Origin of the sequence: Coleofasciculus sp. C1-SOL-03, from assembly GCF_040220555.1 — a bacterium.
Classification (GTDB): Bacteria; Cyanobacteriota; Cyanobacteriia; order Cyanobacteriales; family Coleofasciculaceae; genus Coleofasciculus.
Genome location: NZ_JAVJUO010000062.1, coordinates 1 through 20,204, shown reverse-complemented (window position 1 = coordinate 20,204; position 20,204 = coordinate 1). Strand labels below are relative to the sequence as shown.

Here is a 20,204-nt window from a genome sequence, read left to right as displayed (position 1 = left end):
ACCAATGACAAATGACGAATGACCAATGACATCTGACTCTGTACTTGAAATTCCGGGACTAGACCGACGACGAAAGCGGCGTCAATCGCTGCTGATTGAAGTGGGTGTGGTGACGGTCATCGCCCTGCTGCTGATTATTGTGTTTCCCCTGGTGCTGTCGGATTTTCGCCTGAACCTGTTAGGGCGATTTTTGGCATTGGCGATCGCAGCTTTGGCAATTGACTTGATTTGGGGCTATACCGGACTCTTGAGTCTGGGTCATGGCATCTTTTTCGCCTTGGGGGGGTATGCCTTGGCAATGCACCTGAAATTAGCCCCCCTAGAGGGCGATGCTTTGCCAGAATTTATGGGTCTTTATGGGGTAGACCAATTACCCTGGTTTTGGCAACCCTTTGATTCCTTTGGATTTGCTGTCTTTGCCGTTCTTATTATTCCAGCTATTGTCGGCGGCTTGTTTGGCTATCTGGTTTTTCGCAATCGGATTCGCGGCGTTTATTTTTCGATCCTCACCCAAGCGGCGACAATTGTCTTTTTCAATTTCTTTAATGGTCAGCAGAAGCTATTCAATGGGACGAATGGTTTGACCAATTACCAAACTGTGCTGGGGGCTGATGTGAATGCTACCCGCACCCAGTTTATCGTTTATACCCTCACTATTTTATTGCTGATCCTTGCTTATGCCTTATGTCGCTGGCTAACTCAAGGTCGGTTTGGGCGCTTACTGGTGGCGATTCGTGATGATGAGAGTCGAGTGCGGTTTTCGGGGTACAATCCCACCGGATTTAAAGTGTTCGTTTTTGCCATTTCTGCGGCATTAGCAGGAATCGCAGGGGCGATGTTCACGCTGCAAACAGGGATTATTTCACCGAAGGCGATGGATATTGCCTTTTCGATTGAAATGGTGATTTGGGTGGCAGTTGGCGGTCGGGCTACACTCGTGGGCGCAATTCTAGGGGCGCTGGTGGTCAATTTGGCTAAAAGCCTTTTCAGTGAAAACTTTGCTGAAAGTTGGCTGTTTTTCCAAGGAGGATTATTTTTGTTGGTGGTGACGGTATTGCCCAGTGGAATTGTCGGGTGGTGGCGATATTCTGGGTATCAGGCGTTGCTGAGTTTATTTGGGAGGCGCAAAGAGGTGATTACTTACCCCAGTTTAGAAGAAGACCCAGAGGTGCAACGAGAACGAGAGGAGATTCGTCATTAGTTGTTTGTCCTTTGTCAAAACACTGATTTCACGGATTTATTGGAGAGATGGGGGTAGGGGACGAGAGGTTAATCACACACGGATGACACTGAAAGGTTAGTTCCCTATATTTTCCATTTGTCCTTTGTCACCTAAAGTTCTGCCAACTATGAATCAACCAATATTATCGATTGAAGATTTAACCGTTAGTTTTGATGGCTTTAAGGCACTCAATAATCTCAACTTCAGTATGGATACTGGAGAGTTACGGGTGATTATTGGACCCAATGGTGCGGGGAAAACCACGTTTCTCGATGTGATTACGGGGAAAGTCCAGCCAACTAGGGGACGAGTTCTGTTTAAAGGACAGAATTTGCGGCGCAAATCGGAACATAAAATTGTGCGGCTGGGGATTGGTCGCAAATTCCAAACCCCGCGAGTTTATCTGAATCTAACGGTGCGAGAAAATTTAGATTTAGCCTGTAATCGCCACAAAAATGTGTTTTCAACGCTATTTGGGCGTCCTGCTGCATCGGAACGACGCACGATATTAGGGTTATTAGAAACGATTGGTTTAGTTCCCAAAGCCGATTTACCCGCCGATTTACTCTCCCATGGGGAAAAGCAACGGTTAGAGATTGGCATGTTGGTGGCGCAATCCCCGGATTTATTGCTGGTTGATGAGCCTGTGGCTGGGTTAACGGATGAAGAGACGGAAAATATTGCCGAATTACTGATCAACTTAGCCGAGAGTCATTCGATTATTGTGATTGAACATGATATGGAATTCGTGCGGCTGATTGCCCGGAAGGTGACGGTACTACACGAGGGGTCGGTGTTATGTGAAGGCAGTATCGATGAGGTGCATAATCACCCCCGTGTGGTGGAAGTGTATTTAGGACGAGAGTCCTCGATTAGCGCCCATCAAATGAAACTGCTGCGAATTGTCACGGCGATGGCTTGGTCTGATGGGGATTTAGCACCGGAAGAAGCGGAGTTGATTATTGCTCGATTGAGTCAATTATTTTCAACGGATGTTGAAGAACAGAAGAAGTTACAAACCGAACTCCAGGATTATTTAGCCGCCAATGTTGATATTGATGAATTGGTGGCTCAAATTGAAAGTCCTGAAGAACGAGAGTTAATTCTGAAGTTGGGGTATGAGGTGATTAATGTTAGCGCCCGCACGCCGAATGAACCGACGATTAATGAACAAGAAGCAGCAGCCTATAAAGACCTAGTGAAGCTTCTGGATTTACCGAAAGCTGTGGTGAATCGCTTGGAAACAGATACCTCTAAGTCGTTGTAATTGGAGGTTTAATTCATAAAACCTGTTTTTTGTCAAATTTATTTTTGAGTCAACTCCGAAAATTTTGTCATTGGGGTATGCTTGTATTTTTTGAGTTTTGCCAACGCTAGCCAAAAAAATGACGCCAGAGTCAGGGTTTAAAGCCTGTGTGTTGGCAAATTGGCTACAATTAACCTATGTTACCAGAATATACAATTTTTAATATATCATACTACAGCCAAATAACAACGTCAAATTGGGCTTTTCCAGGGACTGCTGCTGCCCGGTCAAAATCTCATCATATTTACAAAATCAAAACTTAAACTTTGAACTTAAAAGTTTTATTTATAAAAGCTTCAACCTATAATACCCGTTCAGTTATCGGTGGGGAGGGCGGGTTTTGTTGATATGTTATCGGTGAATAGCGAAATTTAGTCCCTAAACCCGCCCCTACGATTGTGTCTAAATCTGCCCCCCATACTATCTAAATCTGCCGCTATAATTGACTTTGAAACAACGTTAAGGGCATAATTTTTACGTCTTGCGATCGCGAACTGTGGTTACACCCAGCGATGCTCTAAGTAGTCGGACAAAAGAAAACAGCACTGTATTATGTAAATAGACCTCAAACCCTTACAAATGACCAATGACGATCTCAGCCGTTAACTTTTATTGTCCCTACCTACTTAGCTATGAGTTCAACTGAGCAAGTTATATCGAAAGTCGATCATCAATCCGCAACGCCGTTAATGCTGCAAATTCGGGATTTGAATGTGTATTATGGCGAAAGTCACATTCTCCGGGATGTGGATTTAACTGTACCCGTCGGACAAATGGTTTGCCTGATTGGACGCAACGGCGTAGGTAAAACCACGTTACTGAAAACGATTATGGGGTTACTTAAACCGCGAATCGGTACAATTACCTTCGCCGAGCAACCGATTACTCATACCTCTACCGATAAACGGGCAAAATTAGGCATTGGTTATGTTCCCCAAGGACGAGAGATTATTCCCCGCTTAACCGTAAAAGAAAATCTGTTGCTGGGGTTGGAAGCTTGTCGTCAGGGTAGAAGGAACAACGCCGAGATTCCTGAAGAGATTTTCAGCTTGTTTCCTGGGTTAGCATCCATGCTATCTCGTATGGGTGGAGACTTAAGTGGAGGACAACAGCAACAACTGGCGATCGCGCGGGCGTTAATGGGGAAACCTCGATTATTGGTATTGGATGAACCCACCGAAGGGATTCAACCTTCGATTATCTTAGAAATTGAAGCCGCTATCCGCCAAATTATCCAATCTACCGGGATTTCTGTGCTGCTGGTGGAACAGCATCTGCATTTTGTACGACAAGCGGATTGGTACTACGCCATGCAAAAGGGAGGGATTGTCGCATCAGGTTCAACTAGCGAATTGAGTCAGCAGGTGATTCAGCGCTTTTTAGCGGTTTAGTTTTAGGGAACAGGGAACAGGGAACAGGGAACAGGGAACAGGGGGAGATGGGGGAGATGAGGAAGATGAGGAAGATGGGGGAGATGGGGGAGATGGGGGAGATGAGGGAGATGGGGAAGCAAACGACGAATGACAAATGACGAATGACAAATGACGAATGACAAATGACAAATGACGAATGACGAATGACAAATGACAAATGACAAATGACAAATGACGAATGACTGAAACACCAGATTCACAGGATTGACATCTAAAAATTTTACCTTGGAAAGGCAAAGGGTGCTTTGTCTATAGTAAAACCATGACAGTATCGCATTTGCCTTATGCATCACTCAGAATCAGGTATTTTTTCTAACCATCCAAGTGTCGCGACTCCTTCCCCGCCATCGCGTCGCTTTCCTCTGTTTATTAATCCTGGACTCTGGATCAATCATATCAGCCGTCGTTGGAGTATTCATCAAAAAATTGGTTCTGGCTATTTTTTAGCGGTGAGTATTGCTGTTTTTGGGACAGCGACAGGATTAATCGTGGGAGAATATTATGATGACCGCGCCAGAGAGTCATTAGAAATCACTCAGGAACGCCTAGAACTGATGGAGGATTTAGAACAATCCTTTTTTAATATCATATTATACCAAGAGCGATTAAAATATTTATCCTTAAATCAGACTATCAAGGTTGAAAACATTATTGAATTAAACGAGAATTTAATCAAAGCTGATAGCCAACTCTCAAAGTTACAGACCCATTTAAAGAATAATCGCGAATTACCTATTGGTTATTCCAATTACACGAGGAAATCTACAGTCCTGTTGAATGATTGTGATCGAGGGTTAGATATATATCAGCAAACCGTTCGCTCTCTTTTAGAAAAAATCAATTCGGAAACAATTACGGTTACTCAGGCTCAAAGCATTAAGTCCTTTTTGCTAAAAAACTTGAAGGAGGAATTAATTCCCCAATTTGAAACAATTTCCGCCAATTTAGATGAAGTTGTTCGCTTAACGGAAATTCAACAACAGCAGGCAAAGGCGAAATTCAAAGAAGCCAAGATATTACGGGCTGGTATCATTGCAGGGAGTATGATGCTATCGATCGGAATTGCCGCTGTTTTAGCCATCTATACCAGCCGCGCGATCGCCCGTCCAATTCAATCCGTAACCCGCGTCGCCGAACAAGCCACCCAGGACGGCAATTTTGACCTACAAGCCCCCGTAACCACTGAGGATGAAATCGGCGTATTAGCCACATCTCTGAATCATCTGATTCAACGAGTCGCTACACAAATTCGGGACTTACAGCAAGCCCAAACGCAACTGATTCAAAGTGAAAAAATGTCTAGTTTGGGACGAATGGTGGCTGGACTTGCCCATGAAATTAATAATCCGGTTAATTTTATTTATGGCAATCTGACATACACCCAAGATTATACCCATGATATTCTCGAACTCTTACATCTCTATCAGCAGCATTATCCCCATCCTCCAGCAGACATTAAAACGAAACTTGACGACATAGATTTGCAGTTTATCCGTGAAGATTTACCCAAAATTATGAACTCCATGCAAGTGGGAAGCGAACGCATTCGCCAAATCATCCTATCCTTGCGAAACTTCTCTCGCCTCGATGAGGCAGAAATGAAACACGTTGATCTTCACGAAGGAATTGATAATACACTTTTAATTTTAAATTCTCGCCTGACTCAGACTATTAAAGTGATCAAGCAGTATGGACAAATTCCTTTAATTGAGTGCTATCCAGCACAGCTTAATCAAGTGTTTATGAATATTATTAATAATGCCATCGATGAACTCAGCGTTAAGTCCGGTTTGGCTAAACGACAGATTTTCATTCAAACCCAGCAGGTTAATCCCAACCAAATCGAAATCAAAATTCGGGATACAGGTTCGGGGATTCCTCCAGACATAAAACCTAAAATATTCGATCCTTTTTTCACCACCAAGCCCGTTGGACAAGGCACAGGAATGGGCTTGGCTATATCCTATCAGATTATTGACAAACATCAGGGAAAAATCAAGGTAATTTCAGAATTGGGTCAAGGTTCAGAGTTTGTCGTCAGTTTACCGATTAAGCCGGAGTAATTCCGTAGATTATACAGTATGCTCTCCCCGATAACTTTCATTTTTACGTAGATTCACGGTTTCACCAGAACTGGTATGATTCCTATAATCTTCCTAGTTGTATGAGGAACAGTAAAACGATGTATGAACGCGACATAATACCAATGAACAATCAATCTAGTCCTGTAGATACGGTTTGGCAAGCAGCGAATACCCTATCAACAGAGGAAAAAGCGGAACTGGTAGAACGGTTACTGGGTCAAGAATCGGGGTTAATTGTCATATCCGCCACCAGTCATCTGGCTGACTATATCATCGCTCAGACGAACCTCTTGTCCAGAACAGGTTTGGCGTATGTATGGAGAGCGATCGCAAATCGGATGATTGGAGAGGAACATGAGCCTTGGGGTTAACGATGCGACTCCAGCACGCTAGGAAAATCACCACGATTCAGGGTGCTATTCTGGTGATTGAAATCAGGGAACGGGAAAGACTGGATATCCAACCCAGTAGGGGCGCATAGCGATGCGCCCATTTCCCATAGCGATGCGCCCATTCCCCATAGCGATGCGCCCATTCCCCATAGCGATGCGCCCATTCCCCATAGCGATGCGCCCATTCCCCATAGCGATGCGCCCATTTCCCATAGCGATGCGCCCATTCCCCATAGCGATGCGCCCATTCCCCATAGCGATGCGCCCATTCCCCATAGCGATGCGCCCATTTCCCATAGCGATGCGCCCATTCCAATAATGTTTATAATTATCATTAATTAAGCTGTTCGGCATTTAAAGCTTAATGTCAGTAATGACGAAAATATTGTAGTGCGAGCATCTTCCTCGCTACTAATACCCTATTTAAATGCATGATAACTTATTCAGAATAGACACGAATTGAAAAAAACCGCAGCCCGTCAATGAATTGAGAAATGATTATAATTGTAATGGGAGTTTCTGGCTCTGGCAAATCTAGGGTAGGTCAAGCCTTAGCTCAATGTTTGGGATGGCAATTTCGGGATGCTGATGACTTTCATACTCAAGCCGCAAAAGAGAAAATGAAACAGGCAATACCCCTCAACGATCAAGACAGACAACCCTGGTTAGAGGCGATGCGATCAGCCATTGATCGGTGGATAATGGCAGGTAAAAATACAGTATTAGCCTGTTCAGCGCTCAAGTCAAGTTATCGTCAAGTTTTACAGATTCAATATTCGCGAGTCCAGTTTATTTACCTAAAAGGTAGCTTTGAACTCATTTATAAACGGCTTCAACATCGCCAAAACCACTTTATGAAAGAAAGCCTGCTACAAAGTCAGTTTGAAACCTTAGAAGAACCGACTTCCTCTGAAGCCATCCACATTGACGCTTCCCAATCTCCAGAGGTAATTGTTCAACAAGTGATCAATCAGTTGAACCTAGTGGACTGACACAGCTAAAATTGTGGAATAGATTTGACGTTTAAACCGGGCGCAAGCCTTGCGCCCCTACAATTCTAATCTACCATTTTAGGTGCGCCACAACACTAGACTAAATTTTGTTCATCGTTGATTGTTCATTCTGTTCACTGCTCCCAGACGTGCCATGGCACGTCTCTACATTGCTTCCCCTGCTTCCCCTGCTCTCTAACCCACCACAAAACTTATTCAGCAACCCCTAATTCCCTTCCCCAGTTCCCGGCGAACAATCGGGTAACTCACTCGCTGGAACCACTGAATCGGAACTGGCAAAGCCTTGTAATTTCTGTCTATAATCCAGTAGCTGTTGCCGAACGTCTTGTTCGTTAATCAGACCGAGCATCCGATTAACCACATTAATCGCTTGTGACCAGTTTTGAGTACAGACAGCTTGTCGTAATTGGGCATTGAGGTTCCCTGCAGGGCGACTGACTGTTCCTGTAGCGTCTCCGGGACTGATTGTTCCTGTACCCCCTCCCGCCAGTCGGAAGGAATTGGGTAAATATTTTTCTTTTTCAGTATTAATGTCCTGATTGTGGCGAGGTGTATCAGGCATTAAACCCGTGAAATTTCCTGCGGCTAGGGAGAAGGGTTTTCCGAGGGATGGGGCGACTTGAATGGGGGGTGCAGCACGCCCGACTCTCGTGATTAAAGATCCACTGATCAACAATGGGGTGAGCAAGAATGGTAGCAGTACTTTGGTATTCATGACTCTATTCCTTGGGCAACCTTATCAGCTTCACTTTACCCGAAAAAGACCCGCAAAAGACGTATACAAAAAAGGCGCACTATCAGTCGTGCGCCCTCGCTTATTCATTAGTAACAGAGGCATAAGTTTGCGACTCCTGCCATAGCTTGCAGAGAAAAAACTCGGTGCGATCGCTCAGCTTGACCACAAAGACACCCTCTTCACCATCGGGATTAGAGGTCATCCAAGTGCCTTTCAGGGTGACTTCGATATAATCAGCATCACAAATCGACAGAGAAATCTCATCGATTAGTTGTTGCCGAACCGCCTTTTCTAAGTCAGCCAAGTGAGGCATATCAGCAGGCAGTAAAAACGAGGCGGTGCTAGATTCGACCCAGAGGCTGGACGCGGCTCGTAGAGCCAACATGACTCGGGCAGTCACCCATTCCTCTAGAGACCCTGCTAGACGCTCTAGGTAAAAGCTATTTTCAGTGTAGGTAAGTTTCAGCATGACCTGATATCTCCTATTATTCCAGGTGGACGTGCTGTTCGCGCCAGAACTGTTCGGCAAATGCCACAGTGGGATGCATAGGCGCTTTGGGCTGGGTGAGTAGAGTCATTCCCGCTTGCTCAGGCGTGCGATCGCCTTTTTGACTGTTGCACCGTTGGCAAGCGGTAACTACATTGTCCCAACGATGGTTTCCGCCCTTAGATCGGGGGATAACATGGTCGAGGGTGAGCCGTTTGTTGCTACCACAGTATTGGCAACGATGCTTGTCTCGGCGCAAGACTTCCCGGCGATTTACGGGCGGCACTTTCCAGACGCGATCGCAATTGGCTTTGGTCAAGCGAATCTGTTCGGGAACCAGCAAGACTAAGCTGGGTGAATGCACCGGATATCCTTGACCACTCAACCAATCTAACGGTTCAGCTTTTCCCGTAACCAGGAGCGTCACCGCCCGCTTCATATTGACTCGACTGAGGGGTAGGTAGTTCTTGGAGAACACCACCACTGAACGCCTTAATCCGTCAGTTACACTCGTCACGCTTTTTACTCCTTGGTATAAGAAACCCCGCTGCTGGTTGTAGTCAGAGCGGGGGATTTGAAAAACGGTATGGTTTTCTTGTCCTATATCGGTACGGCTTGGATGCGCCTGTACCTCCCGCTGTTGTAATCCGGTTTTGGATTGATGATTGTTAAATCCTCGGCGTCAGAATTAAAGAGGGTTCCGATTTGGGCTTTACCCTGTTCTATCCAGCGATATCCATCCCCAATAAAAAACTCCACCGACAAACCCGCTGACTGCCAATCGCCGAGGCGACTGGTATCAGGGCAAGGGGTGGAGAGGGATAGATGAAGGCTCACAGGAGGTAATTTTTTTCAATACTGCTGTTTAAATACTACACTTGTATTACGAACCTGTCCACATTGTTGAGGAAAAAAACATGATACGTACTGCGCCGAAGACTTCAACCACTGACATGGAAGTCACCAGCATCCGCTTGGAGAGAGAGTTAAAGGAGAAGCTCAAGGATCTTTCAGGCAACCAAGGCTATCAAGCTCTGATCCGAGATATCCTCTGGAACTATGTCCAGCATAAGTCGGGGGATTATCGACCCAACTTTTCCGTCTACGATATCAGAGCCAGCATTCGAGCTACCGCCCAGCAAGAAGAGCGGTGTGTACTCACGGGCAAGTTTATTCAACCTCAAGAACCGATGTTATTAGGACTAACGTTTAACGGCGATATGGTACCCCTCAGTCTGGAGAGTATGCCGCCAGAGACATCTAACCTTAAAGCGGCGCGTTAGGCATCCACCGATTCAAAATGCGCTATCTGTAGGGACACGATAGGTTGTGTCCCTACTATAAGTCCCTTTAAGAGTCATGATGGGAATTTTGGAGAAGTTCAACTAGCCGTTGAGTTAATTGCTCTCTCCCATATTGAGGAACAAAATGTGTTTTATGGGGCGGTGACAATGGGCGCACGCCATGCGCCCCTACAATTCTAATCCACCATTTTAGCTGTGCCACGCCACTACATATAGAGCCGTTGCGTAAGTCCTAAAGCTGTTCGGCATTTAAATGGGGATACCTCAATCCCTCAAAAGTAACGCCTGAATACACGATTTAAATGCGTTTTAGCTTAACGTTCATGAACCCGAGTTGGATGATTGAGAATCCTCTGAAGAAGCACTTTGCTGAATGGCATTGAGGAGAGCTTGTTTGTTCAGTTCATAGTTGGAAATTTTGACGTTGTTTTCTTTGCTACCCGGTGCTTTTTTCTCTGAATGATCGGGCAGAAGTTTCAAGTGCGCCTCTTCAAGTTCAGGGTGTTGTTCGCACCATTCTGAAATCGCGGCTGATAGCTCTTCAATATCATCGGGTACAGGAGCCAATAACTGCTCTAAATTAGCTAAGTCGTCTTGGGTAAATAGAGAAGGGTGTTCGGTTAATAATTCGATAAAAGCATCGACCTTTTGCTCAGGAAACGACAACTGTTCTCGCCGAACTTGATTGGCTGTTTTTTTGACGGTTTCTAAAGGTAAATCTAGCGCGTAAGCAATTTGCTCTAAACCCAAGCCCATTGACATCATTCTGGGAATGGTGTCTAACTTCACTTCTAGTTGAGTCTCCTGATAAAATCGGGTTTGTTTAATTTCGCTTAATCCCAACATAGCGGCTATCTCCTCGCGGCTTTTTTTCGGTAGTTTGTAGACAATAATGGTTTCAATCAGATTGATGATTTCACGTTGAAGCGTTTCATCGGTTAGCTGTTGCTGTGCTTGTTCGATTAACTGCCTTGCCAGTTGTCCGGCTGTCTCTTCCGGCTCAATTACAAGCTTAACAACTTCTACCCCTAATGAACGTTCTGTAGCTTCCTCTAACTCATCCAGGTAAATCCGTCTTACCCAGTTCAGGGCTAAGAGTTCGCCAAACTGTGAAGTTGACTCTCGTTCAATGCTGCGGTTGGGATAGATGACGACAACTTGCCAAGGATGGGGAGGCTGGTATTGCCTTAAAAAGATGAAGAGTTCGGCAAATATGCGGTAGTATAAGGAATTATCTGGCTGAAACTGAACTTCAACGAGGTAGAAAGGTTTGTCAGGTTCGCTGGTTTTGGGTAAGAATAAACCGTCTATGCGAAAGGCTAATTGTTTGACTTCGCGGGAGGTAAATTCATAGCTAGCGGATTCTTCTGGAGGACGGTTAATAAGCTCAAATAATATACTGGGAAATGTCCGAAATAGGTTATAAAATATACTATCAGTTTTCACTAAGTTTTGAATCAAATTATTTTTGCTTATTTATTATACCCAACAGTGCTTTAAGGTTTTACCGTACCTGATAAGTAGTCGGACTTTCATGAAAGTTAACGGTTGAGATTAGGCAACAGGCAACGCTTGCGCTTTGTCAATATTTTAAAGCGGCGCGTTAGGCATCCGCCTATTCAAAATGCGCTATCGGTAGGGACACGACATGTCGTGTCCCTACAATGGTGCGGATAGTCTTAATCGATGTGTCCACTGCTATACCCGGAAAAATCTCTGTGTCACCCACTCACCACCAAGCCGCCGTTTTCCAGCACGTACATGACATCCGCACGCATCGCATGAGCCATGCGGTGGGTGATGAAAATTACGGTGCGGTCTTGGGTGATACGCTCAATGGTGGCGAGAATTTCGGCTTCTGTGGCAGGATCTAATGCTGATGTGGCTTCATCGAGAATCAGAATCGCGGGATCTCTCACCAGCGCCCTGGCTAAGGCGATTCGTTGCCGTTGTCCCCCAGATAGCTGTCCACCTCTGTCTCCGACTGGGGTGTCGTAGCCTTGGGGTAAGGATAAAATAAATTTGTGAATTTCGGCGGCTTTGGCGGCGGCTTTGACTTGTTCGTCAGTGGCGTCTAAATAGCCCATGCGGATATTTTCTCCCACGGAACAGTTAAACAGAATCACATCCTGAGAAACCAGTCCAATTTGAGAACGGAGGGAGCGTACTGTGACATGACGTAAATCAACGCTATCAAACAGAATGCGTCCTTTATCCGGGTCATAAAATCGCATCAATAAGTTGATAATTGTACTTTTTCCTGCGCCAGAAGCACCGACAAATACCGCAAAGTCTCCTTGGCGAATCTTTAGGGATAGATTTTTGACTCCACTTCTTTCAGAAGAGTAATTAAAGGTAACATTGTCAAAGTAAAGTTCACTGTGAAAATGAGGCAAGTCAATGGCATCTGGGGCATCCTGAATGGTAGGTTTTTCAGATAAGATATCGTTGATGCGTCGCAGGGCGGATACGCCATCGATAAACATAGGGATTGATGAAGATAAGCCGAGGATGTTGAGATTCAATCCGAGTAAGAAGACTTGAAAGGAGGCAAGAGTCCCTACGGAAATGATACCCTGGTAGGTCATGACTGCCCCGATACTTAAAACCACAATCTGCGTCAGGACAAAACCCACCATAGGGATTTTATGGGTTAAGTAGGAGAGAAAGGTTGCCCGGATATAGATTTGTTTTAAGGCATTTAGATGGACGGAAAACTCCTGGGACATTCTGCTTTCTAGTCCGAATATCTTAACAACGGCTTGGGAGAGGATATTTTCTTCGACAACGTTGGCAATTTGTCCTTCTTTTTGTAATAACTGATAACCGGCGTTGGTGGCGAGGCTGGCAATTTTGGCTGGGGCAATGGCGCACAGGGTTAACCCAATTAAACTGAGTAGGGCTAATTGCCAATTGAGTAAGAAGAGGAAAATTATGGAAAACAGCAGGTTACACAGTACTAGAATAACCACGGTTAGTCCCATGGTAATGACACCGTTTTCCACCTTCTGGACATCGGACATGAGGCATTTGACAATATCCCCGGCGGAACGCCGTCCGAAAAATTCCATGGAAAGGTTTTGCAGATGCTCGAATAGAGAGTATCGGATGTTGTTGGTGATGGCAATGCCTAAACGTGCGCCGAGGGAAAGTCCGAGTATGCCGATGCAGATATATAAAAAGGCTCCGACGGCTAGCAAGGATAGGATGAGAACGAGAAGTCTGTAGTTTTGGGGAACGATGGCGGCGTCGATGATAAATTTTAAGCTGGCTCGGAAGATTGAGTCAAAGGCGGCGTCGAATATTAGGCAGACAAAGAGTAAGATGAATTGCCATTTGTAGTCGGCAATGTATTTTTTTAGGGTTTTGAAGAACCAAATCAGTTCCATAGGTTAGGGTGGGATACAGGCAAGATTTATACTTTAAATTGGGCTGTTATTATCTTTATATTTATTTACTAAGTAGTTGAATGACACAGCTAAAATTGCGGAATAGATTTGACGTTTAAACCGGGCGCAAGCCTTGCGCCCCTACAATGAATTTTATAATGACTGTTTTTTTAGCCTTTCCACATTTTTATTTGCAATATGCAGATCCTGAAGCTTTTCGACTACGGTAGTACATCGAGATTTATCCATTTGAAATTGTGTACCGCAGTTTCCACAAGTTAGTTCTCTTTTTGTCAAAAAATCTTCGAGCGACAGCTTAATTCGGAATTTCTGACATGCAGGACAAAGAAATCCTGGAGCATCGTTCATATATTTTGTTGGTTCACTCATACCGTTTCTTCTTCCTTAGCCTTCTTTTTTTCCTCTATTTGTATATTTTCTCCCATTACAGCAAGTAAGGTTTGAATGCCTGCTGGGATATCAGAACGTCGAATGCGGACTTTAGCCTCTATATTGGCTTGTAGATGTCGAGCAACATTCTCTTGTTTTTTCGCTGATGATTCTTGAGTAGCAATCGAAGCTCGCCAGCTTATCAGTCTAGGATCTTCCAGACTTTCGTTTGTATTCTCATCTCCGCCGCTGAGCAAATTTAGTTTTTTACTTTCCTTTTTCTCATAGCCCTCTAGCAGTCTAACACCAAACTTAAATTCTGCATCATGAACCTGAAGTAAAGGAAGTGGAATCAGCGATAGAGCTGGAATCTTCACCTCCTTTTCTTCCCCAGCTTTGTTAAGGCTGAAAGAAATCATTCGGAGTTCTCCAAGTTCCTCATGCTTTCCAATGATTTGATTATTCTCTTCTTCTGTTCCATCCAATATGGGATTGACACTATTCTGTTTTGTAAAACCATACTCTTCTACAAACGCAGCAAATTGACGAGCTGCCATGAAATCAGCATCAATAATTGCTTTTAATGGAGCTAGAAAAAGATATTCAAGAGATACAATGTTAGTCGGAATGGATGTCATATATTTTGTTAAGATAAAAACTCAAGGTTTACAGTTAATCTTCAGGCACAAGTTCTTCTTCATCACCCGGTTCTATGACGACACATTTATAGTTTTGTAATTCTATTTTAATATTCATTAATTGTAGACTATGTTCTGGTAGCTTTTTTAGTTAATTAGTCTCTGCAAACACATTCAGTGCTTTGTTGTTAAGTGCTTCTCTTATCAGTGAGTTAATTATTCGTGTTTCTGTGAATAATTGGGCAATTAATTGTCTCCAAAAAGTATCAACTTGCCGCCAAAAATTGCTCTGGTAATCTTCAAAAACTCCTGTAAAATTTTCTGGCGATAATTGCTGTTTTAAGTTGATATTAGATAGAAGGATTGCTGAAACAGTTTGCTTAACTTCGGCGATAGCTCTATTGATTTCTTCTTCGCTATCTAGTTCTTCTTCATTAGCTGACCGCAAGAATCTATACCACTGATTAAGAGACTCTCCAATTTCATTCCCTAACTCACCCCGTATCTTTTCTGACCGCAATGCTTCCAGGATTTTTAGGCGATTCTCTGGCTCGGATAGCTCCTCTGGAAAATCTTTGTCTTTAAGCTCTTCTGTAACCTTATTGAGAACAACAGCCGCTGATAAATGCCCTACCTTAAAAAACAGATTTCTAGAAGGGTAAAACTCATCCAGCATTGTATCTGATACTGATGAATTAGGAGGCGGCACTAAATCTTCAGAAACGCCGTATCTTAAAGTGAGGTCAATGGTACTAATTAAGGCGTTTGGTATGGGAAAGCTTCTTAGTAGCTTGTCGTCCTTATACTGCTTACTCAATTGGCGCGAAAAAACATTAGCTGCATGCTGTGCTTTTGTAATGTCAATTAGAATTGAAGACAGAATTTCGTGTAGGTGCGCCATTAGCAAGAATACTAAATCAAGTTCTAAAACAAAAAATGATATCAGAGCAACTGGGAAGGGACTGAAGTGGTTATGAAACTGCTTACAGTCCCCTTTCAATGCCTAGTTAACGTCTTCGATATTCTGGTTTATTGATTTGTGTCCTCTACCGTTTGGCTTGGTGGTGTTACTGGTACTATCTCTCCAGAGGTTGTATCTACCAAAGATAGCGTATAACCTTGTGTTTGTGGTAATGCTGCATTCGGTGATTGTACCTGTCCATCCGCTTCTACTTTTATGCTCACTGGTTTGGGCTCTGTTCTTCCATCACTAGGAGCCTTAAAGGTTACTGTTTCCGAATCGGGTGTCTCTCCTGTGCTTAACTTGTTTTTATCCCATTCTATAGTAAATGAAGCTTGACCATTTGCTTGTGTTTTCTGGTTTGGTGGCGTTATTTTCAATTTTGAATGGTCTGGCAGAATTCCTTCTATTTCTCTCCTCTCCACTGGATTGCTTTCGGAATCCGTGAGAGTCAATATTATTTCTTTTTTATCTTGACCATCTGGTTTAATTTTGATAGTACCATTAACATCTGATTTCAACAGCTCCACCAACTTCTGAGGTTCCGGGATATTAACCTTAAATGGCAGCGTACTTTCCTGCATTTTTTTGCCAATACTTGCCAAAATGATTAATTCAAATATACCGCTGGGGGGTAATTTTTTTGAAGAATTTGCTGTCAGGCTTACTATTAAGTTAACTTTCCCATCATTTCCTGATTTAGTTTGTATCTCGCCTTGCTCCCAATTGAGAATTGTTCCTAAAGGCGCTAAGCCAATCTGTATAGCGTCTGTGATTGAATATTCCTCGTTCAATGAGTACAAATGATGTTCCTGCACCCCCATATTTCTAAGAGCTAACGTTGGTTTAATTTTACCCGCCTTTATTCTGACATCAGCCCCCTTAATATTTAAGCCGTTTGAATCTACTAACTTAATAACGATTTCAGTCATTAATTTCTGAATTTTTCGAGTTAGAGGCTTTTTTCCTCGGTAGATGTACTGAAGGAGACGATCGCTATACAGGGAAAAGGGGCGATCGCCCTCCTTGCCGTCTAAAAACTATTTTGGAAATGGAAATTTTCTTGAGAAAATGCCCACACAACTCATTGCTGTTTTAACCACCTACAGATAGCTTTATGTAACGGTTGCCTTTGTAGACGTATATGGTGATTCCCTTCCGCTAGTCCTCAATGGGGTCGATATAGTAGTAGTTGACTACGCCTTGTGTTGGCACTACGCTATAAGTCCGGTCATTTGGTACGTTGAGTTGTTGGGTGGCACTGGGTGCAAGATTGTATGACATTGGGTGTGGGTCATTCTCCTTGTCTGCTATCGGCGTATGATATACAGTAACGATGCAGTTAACTTGGTTAGTATTGTTACATTCAAATTGGATTTGAGTTGGACCGACAAAGTCTTGGCCAGCATTTGGGATGACGGGCATCTCTTTTTTCCTATAGTGGTGATTAGTCGATACAATATGGGATGCATTGGCTATATGAGATCTATATCCTTGTTGGTAAAGAGAGCCTATTTTACATCGGTTTCCTTTTAGGTCAAGTCATAGATTGGGCATCGCCTAGGATGCTGGTAAGCATGTGCATTGACACTCAGGGGCAGAACCAAGTGTTGGGATATAACCCGGATTACATTGTCCTCCTGCGAATGTACACTGTTTTCTTCTTGGGTCGTAAGCACCGATACAAGTACCAGGATCATTTTTTGATGATTGGTTTTGTGCAAGTTGAATTGCTGATTCAAATTTAGAAAGGTTACTGCATTCAATTCGAGCGGCATTGCTCATTTCTTGACTGGCAAATTCCTCTCGTTCAAAATGCAATTCAGGAATCTGATCGGCAGACGCAGCAGAAATAGGCAAAATAAGTGTCCCCACTATCATGGCAATTCCAATGATGGCGTAAAGTGCCGTCATGATTAATGATTTGTATTTCATTTTCACTTGGCTCCTATCTTTTTGTTATCTTCAGGAAGATTGATTTTTACTAAGCCGAGTGATAAATTTTAACTCGGCTTAGATTTATAGTATTAAACAATTAAGAGTCAACTCTTAATTGTTTAATTACCACAAAAACCATCGACGAAAAGGTCTAAACATAATTCCTCCTTTTTGATTGAATTTACTTGTTGTTTATTCACCAAACATCTACTACCTTTGATGCAGTATTTATCCGGCTAAGGATTGGATTCAGTGGCTCTTTTGCAAGAGGCTGCATCCTTTCCATGTCTCTATCATGGCTCCCCTCCCCCACCCCTGTCAGTCGGGAAAGTCGGATCATAAAGTCGGAAAAGTCGGCTCGTTGCCACTGAATGCCATATCACGCACTAAAACACATCCGTATGTAAGACGAAAAACCTATCCGTAATACATACAGTTTCAACCCAATCAGGTAGCAGCCATGCAATTATAATAGTAGACACATCGATTAGGATAAACAAACTGTTGTAGAGACGTTGCATGCAACGTCTCTACAAAATGATGCGTCCTAACCGCTATGGCGGTTACTATATCCGATTAGACACGTCCTGGAATGTATTTCATTCAATCACCAAATCTGTAATACATTTATCTACGTCAACGGCGTATTTATTCTCCGTATTTTCCCCCAAAAGCTTAAAAAAGAAGCGTTGACCTTCATTAAGGGTTGGAACTTCTAGAAATGAGCAGCTAAAATAAAAACCGGGGTGCAAGCATCAAAAACATTGATAAGATGATATCGTAACTGCCCATGACTCTTGAAGAAGCCCTAGAGTTTGTCGAATCTATCCTTCAAGCTAAAACAGGTAAACAACTCACCGCACCAGAAAAAGAAATCCTCAAAGCTGCTTGGGACAACGAAACCTACAGCACCGTCGCCGATCGCTTATACATGAGCGTGGGGCATATTAAAGACTTAGCGTCCGGATTATGGAAATGTCTTTCCGACTTACTCGACGAAAAAGTCACCAAAAATCACTTCCGCCGTTTACTCTTAGAACGAAGCAATAATTACCACACTGAAGACCCCAAAGGCAATATCTTAATTGTTGACGCTCTCGTCGAAAACCTGCATTTTTTAAACGACCTCTTAACCAAACAGGGGTACAAAGTCCGCCGCGTAACCAACGGCACAATGGCATTAAAAACTGTCCGCAATTTACCCCCCCCGATGTCATTTTACTCGATATTAAAATGCCTGATATCGATGGCTATCAAGTCTGCTCAACCCTGAAAGCCGACGCAGAAACTTCCGACATTCCCATTATTTTTATCAGTGCATTAAACGAAGTCTTCGATAAAGTCAAAGCCTTTCAAGTTGGGGGAGTGGATTACATCACCAAACCCTTCCAACCCGAAGAAGTCATCGCCCGCATCCAAACTCACCTCACCCTGCAACAAAAAAAACACCAACTCCGACAACAAATCGAGCAACATCAAAAAACGACGGAAATTCTCTACCAATCTCACGCCCTCCTCACCAGTTTGTTGAACAGTTCTAGAGATGGAATTGCCGCCATGCAAGCGGTAAGGGATTTAGTCACTGGAGAAATCGAGGATTTTCGCTATCTGTTAGTTAATCCCGTCTTTGCCAAACTCTTGGGAAAACAACGAGAAAAACTTACGAGTAAGGCAGGGCAAAAGAAACTGCTGAATCGACTCACTCCAGGATTGTTTGAAAAGTTCGTGCAGGTGGTGGAAACCGGAGAACCACTGGAACAAGAATTGGGTTGGCAAACGGATAGGGGAAAGCAATGCTATGACTTGATTGCGGTTAAGTTGGGAGATGGCTTTTCAATAACCGTCCGCGAGGTGAGAGATTAGGGAGGATGGGGGAGATGAGGGAGATGGGGGAGTTAGATTGATTTACTTCGGGTCTGCTGAATAAGTCTTGTGGGGGGGTATAGAGCTGGGGAAGCTGGGGAAGCTGGGGGAGCAAAGATACATTTTTCCTGATAAGTAGGTGGACACAATTAAAGTTAAAGGTGGAGATCGTCTTTCGTCATTTGTAAGAGTTTGAGGCGTGTTTACATAACTTAATAGGTTAATCATTTCTAGTGCAAGAAGGTAAAATTTCTGCCTTGCGATAGTACAGCTTTGCCGATGAAAGGGTTAAGGTAGAGCTGTTGAAACGATTAGGCTGTAATGAGTTCAGACCCAAATAACACATCACCGGAACAGGACAAGCCTCAAGAGCAAACTCCAACCGTTGACCCAAAGGATTTAACCATGAAACCCGGTTATATTGCCGATCGCGATGCTGAGGAAACCGTAGACAATCCAGCCGTAACACCGCAAATGCCCAATGATCCAAGTGATGACCGAGGAGATTTAAGGCGGGATTGACCACGACGAAAAAATTTCAGCCGTTCATATCTGGGCTGAGGCGATCGCAAAAGTTGGGCAAGGGGAATCCGCGATCGCATCTTTGCAACTCTGTCCTAAATATGATCGCACTTTCAATACAACCATATTGGGGAAATAGTGGGTTGAGATCCCCCTAAATCTCCCTTAAAAAGGGGGCTGGAGGGGATCTGCCGCTATTAGCTGGGAAGTTCGATCTCCTGACCGCTTCTAAAAACCTAGACAAACCTACCCATAAGTAATTCTGCCTTGGTATAAGTCCACGGTGTAACTTTTGGTCGATAACCGTTAACGCTGACGCTTGGCTGATACCCGGCATTGTTGCTCGACATCAGCCTTAACCAACGGTTCCCAGTTAGAGACACTATAGTAATCGTGTCTACGATTGACTACAGGGCATCGACCAATAAAATTATTAAATTGATATAGAGCGCTCCATACGTGCTTTCTCGGATTCACTCCGAGATAGGCGGACACAGAGCGCGGCAATCTCTCACTATACTTCATT

22 protein-coding genes and 1 pseudogene are annotated in these 20,204 nt (G+C 43.7%); 10 read left to right on the top strand and 13 right to left on the bottom strand.

The annotated features are described in order from the left end of the window. Positions 1 to 25 precede the first annotated feature (25 nt). From urtC to RIE73_RS09645, 5 genes are all read left to right on the top strand, one after another. Positions 26 to 1,201 carry an urea ABC transporter permease subunit UrtC gene (urtC, locus tag RIE73_RS09665; protein ID WP_446400988.1) on the top strand — a complete coding sequence of 392 codons (1,176 nt, stop codon included), beginning with the start codon at positions 26 to 28 and terminating at the stop codon, positions 1,199 to 1,201. Positions 1,202 to 1,349: 148 nt separating this feature from the next. After that, on the top strand, positions 1,350 to 2,489 hold the full coding sequence (gene urtD / locus RIE73_RS09660) for an urea ABC transporter ATP-binding protein UrtD (protein ID WP_446400987.1): 1,140 nt from the start codon (positions 1,350 to 1,352) through the stop codon (positions 2,487 to 2,489). A 728-nt stretch (positions 2,490 to 3,217) separates the two neighbouring features. After that, positions 3,218 to 3,919 (top strand): urea ABC transporter ATP-binding subunit UrtE, encoded by a 702-nt coding sequence (gene urtE / locus RIE73_RS09655; protein WP_446401017.1) that lies wholly within the window; start codon positions 3,218 to 3,220, stop codon positions 3,917 to 3,919. A gap of 326 nt (positions 3,920 to 4,245) precedes the next feature. Further along, a complete protein-coding gene (locus tag RIE73_RS09650; RefSeq protein ID WP_446400986.1) occupies positions 4,246 to 6,024 on the top strand; it encodes an ATP-binding protein in 1,779 nt (592 codons plus the stop codon). Between the two features lie 143 nt (positions 6,025 to 6,167). Next, positions 6,168 to 6,416 (top strand): hypothetical protein, encoded by a 249-nt coding sequence (locus RIE73_RS09645; RefSeq protein WP_446400985.1) that lies wholly within the window; start codon positions 6,168 to 6,170, stop codon positions 6,414 to 6,416. A gap of 37 nt (positions 6,417 to 6,453) precedes the next feature. On the opposite strand, the gene RIE73_RS09640 is transcribed toward RIE73_RS09645, so the two are convergent. Then, the gene (locus tag RIE73_RS09640; RefSeq protein ID WP_446400984.1) at positions 6,454 to 6,753 is read right to left on the bottom strand and encodes a hypothetical protein; all 300 of its coding nucleotides are present in this window, start codon (positions 6,751 to 6,753) and stop codon (positions 6,454 to 6,456) included. Positions 6,754 to 6,931: 178 nt separating this feature from the next. On the opposite strand from RIE73_RS09640, the gene RIE73_RS09635 reads away from it, so the two are divergent. After that, complete coding sequence (locus RIE73_RS09635; protein WP_446400983.1) at positions 6,932 to 7,429, top strand: gluconokinase; 498 nt, start codon at positions 6,932 to 6,934, stop codon at positions 7,427 to 7,429. A gap of 226 nt (positions 7,430 to 7,655) precedes the next feature. Here RIE73_RS09635 and RIE73_RS09630 read toward each other — a convergent pair whose 3' ends face one another. From RIE73_RS09630 to RIE73_RS09615, 4 genes are all read right to left on the bottom strand, one after another. Further along, positions 7,656 to 8,165, bottom strand: a complete 510-nt coding sequence (locus tag RIE73_RS09630) for a hypothetical protein (protein WP_446400982.1) — start codon at positions 8,163 to 8,165, stop codon at positions 7,656 to 7,658. Between the two features lie 100 nt (positions 8,166 to 8,265). Continuing rightward, the gene (locus tag RIE73_RS09625; protein WP_446400981.1) at positions 8,266 to 8,655 is read right to left on the bottom strand and encodes an alr0857 family protein; all 390 of its coding nucleotides are present in this window, start codon (positions 8,653 to 8,655) and stop codon (positions 8,266 to 8,268) included. Between the two features lie 16 nt (positions 8,656 to 8,671). Then, positions 8,672 to 9,190, bottom strand: a complete 519-nt coding sequence (locus tag RIE73_RS09620) for an HNH endonuclease (RefSeq protein WP_446400980.1) — start codon at positions 9,188 to 9,190, stop codon at positions 8,672 to 8,674. 83 nt (positions 9,191 to 9,273) lie between these two features. After that, positions 9,274 to 9,510, bottom strand: coding sequence for a hypothetical protein (locus RIE73_RS09615; protein WP_446400979.1), 237 nt, complete (start codon positions 9,508 to 9,510; stop codon positions 9,274 to 9,276). Between the two features lie 80 nt (positions 9,511 to 9,590). Between RIE73_RS09615 and RIE73_RS09610 the strand changes: the two genes are divergently transcribed. Continuing rightward, entirely contained in the window at positions 9,591 to 9,956 is a 366-nt protein-coding gene (locus RIE73_RS09610; protein ID WP_446400978.1) for a hypothetical protein, read from the top strand. Positions 9,957 to 10,298: 342 nt separating this feature from the next. Here RIE73_RS09610 and RIE73_RS09605 read toward each other — a convergent pair whose 3' ends face one another. From RIE73_RS09605 to RIE73_RS09575, 7 genes are all read right to left on the bottom strand, one after another. Then, the gene (locus tag RIE73_RS09605; RefSeq protein ID WP_446400977.1) at positions 10,299 to 11,438 is read right to left on the bottom strand and encodes an Rpn family recombination-promoting nuclease/putative transposase; all 1,140 of its coding nucleotides are present in this window, start codon (positions 11,436 to 11,438) and stop codon (positions 10,299 to 10,301) included. Positions 11,439 to 11,698: 260 nt separating this feature from the next. Then, positions 11,699 to 13,366, bottom strand: a complete 1,668-nt coding sequence (locus RIE73_RS09600) for an ABC transporter ATP-binding protein (RefSeq protein ID WP_446400976.1) — start codon at positions 13,364 to 13,366, stop codon at positions 11,699 to 11,701. 386 nt (positions 13,367 to 13,752) lie between these two features. Then, positions 13,753 to 14,394 carry a DUF2589 domain-containing protein gene (locus RIE73_RS09595; RefSeq protein WP_446400975.1) on the bottom strand — a complete coding sequence of 214 codons (642 nt, stop codon included), beginning with the start codon at positions 14,392 to 14,394 and terminating at the stop codon, positions 13,753 to 13,755. A gap of 151 nt (positions 14,395 to 14,545) precedes the next feature. Next, the gene (locus RIE73_RS09590; RefSeq protein WP_446400974.1) at positions 14,546 to 15,295 is read right to left on the bottom strand and encodes a hypothetical protein; all 750 of its coding nucleotides are present in this window, start codon (positions 15,293 to 15,295) and stop codon (positions 14,546 to 14,548) included. A gap of 128 nt (positions 15,296 to 15,423) precedes the next feature. Continuing rightward, a complete protein-coding gene (locus RIE73_RS09585; RefSeq protein WP_446400973.1) occupies positions 15,424 to 16,287 on the bottom strand; it encodes a hypothetical protein in 864 nt (287 codons plus the stop codon). Between the two features lie 229 nt (positions 16,288 to 16,516). Further along, a complete protein-coding gene (locus RIE73_RS09580) occupies positions 16,517 to 16,639 on the bottom strand; it encodes a hypothetical protein (RefSeq protein WP_446395588.1) in 123 nt (40 codons plus the stop codon). Between the two features lie 276 nt (positions 16,640 to 16,915). Then, positions 16,916 to 17,290 (bottom strand): hypothetical protein, encoded by a 375-nt coding sequence (locus RIE73_RS09575; RefSeq protein ID WP_446395589.1) that lies wholly within the window; start codon positions 17,288 to 17,290, stop codon positions 16,916 to 16,918. A 793-nt stretch (positions 17,291 to 18,083) separates the two neighbouring features. Between RIE73_RS09575 and RIE73_RS09570 the strand changes: the two genes are divergently transcribed. The 3 genes from RIE73_RS09570 (at position 18,084) to RIE73_RS09560 (ending at position 19,678) form a co-directional block, all read left to right on the top strand. Beyond that, positions 18,084 to 18,566, top strand: a complete 483-nt coding sequence (locus tag RIE73_RS09570) for a hypothetical protein (protein ID WP_446400972.1) — start codon at positions 18,084 to 18,086, stop codon at positions 18,564 to 18,566. Then, positions 18,527 to 19,156, top strand: coding sequence for a response regulator (locus RIE73_RS09565; protein WP_446400971.1), 630 nt, complete (start codon positions 18,527 to 18,529; stop codon positions 19,154 to 19,156). Before RIE73_RS09570 ends, RIE73_RS09565 begins: the two co-directional genes overlap by 40 nt. 321 nt (positions 19,157 to 19,477) lie before the next feature. After that, entirely contained in the window at positions 19,478 to 19,678 is a 201-nt protein-coding gene (locus tag RIE73_RS09560) for a hypothetical protein (RefSeq protein ID WP_446400970.1), read from the top strand. Between the two features lie 306 nt (positions 19,679 to 19,984). Here RIE73_RS09560 and RIE73_RS09555 read toward each other — a convergent pair. After that, positions 19,985 to 20,204, bottom strand: a pseudogene (locus RIE73_RS09555) (hypothetical protein); the annotation flags it as partial.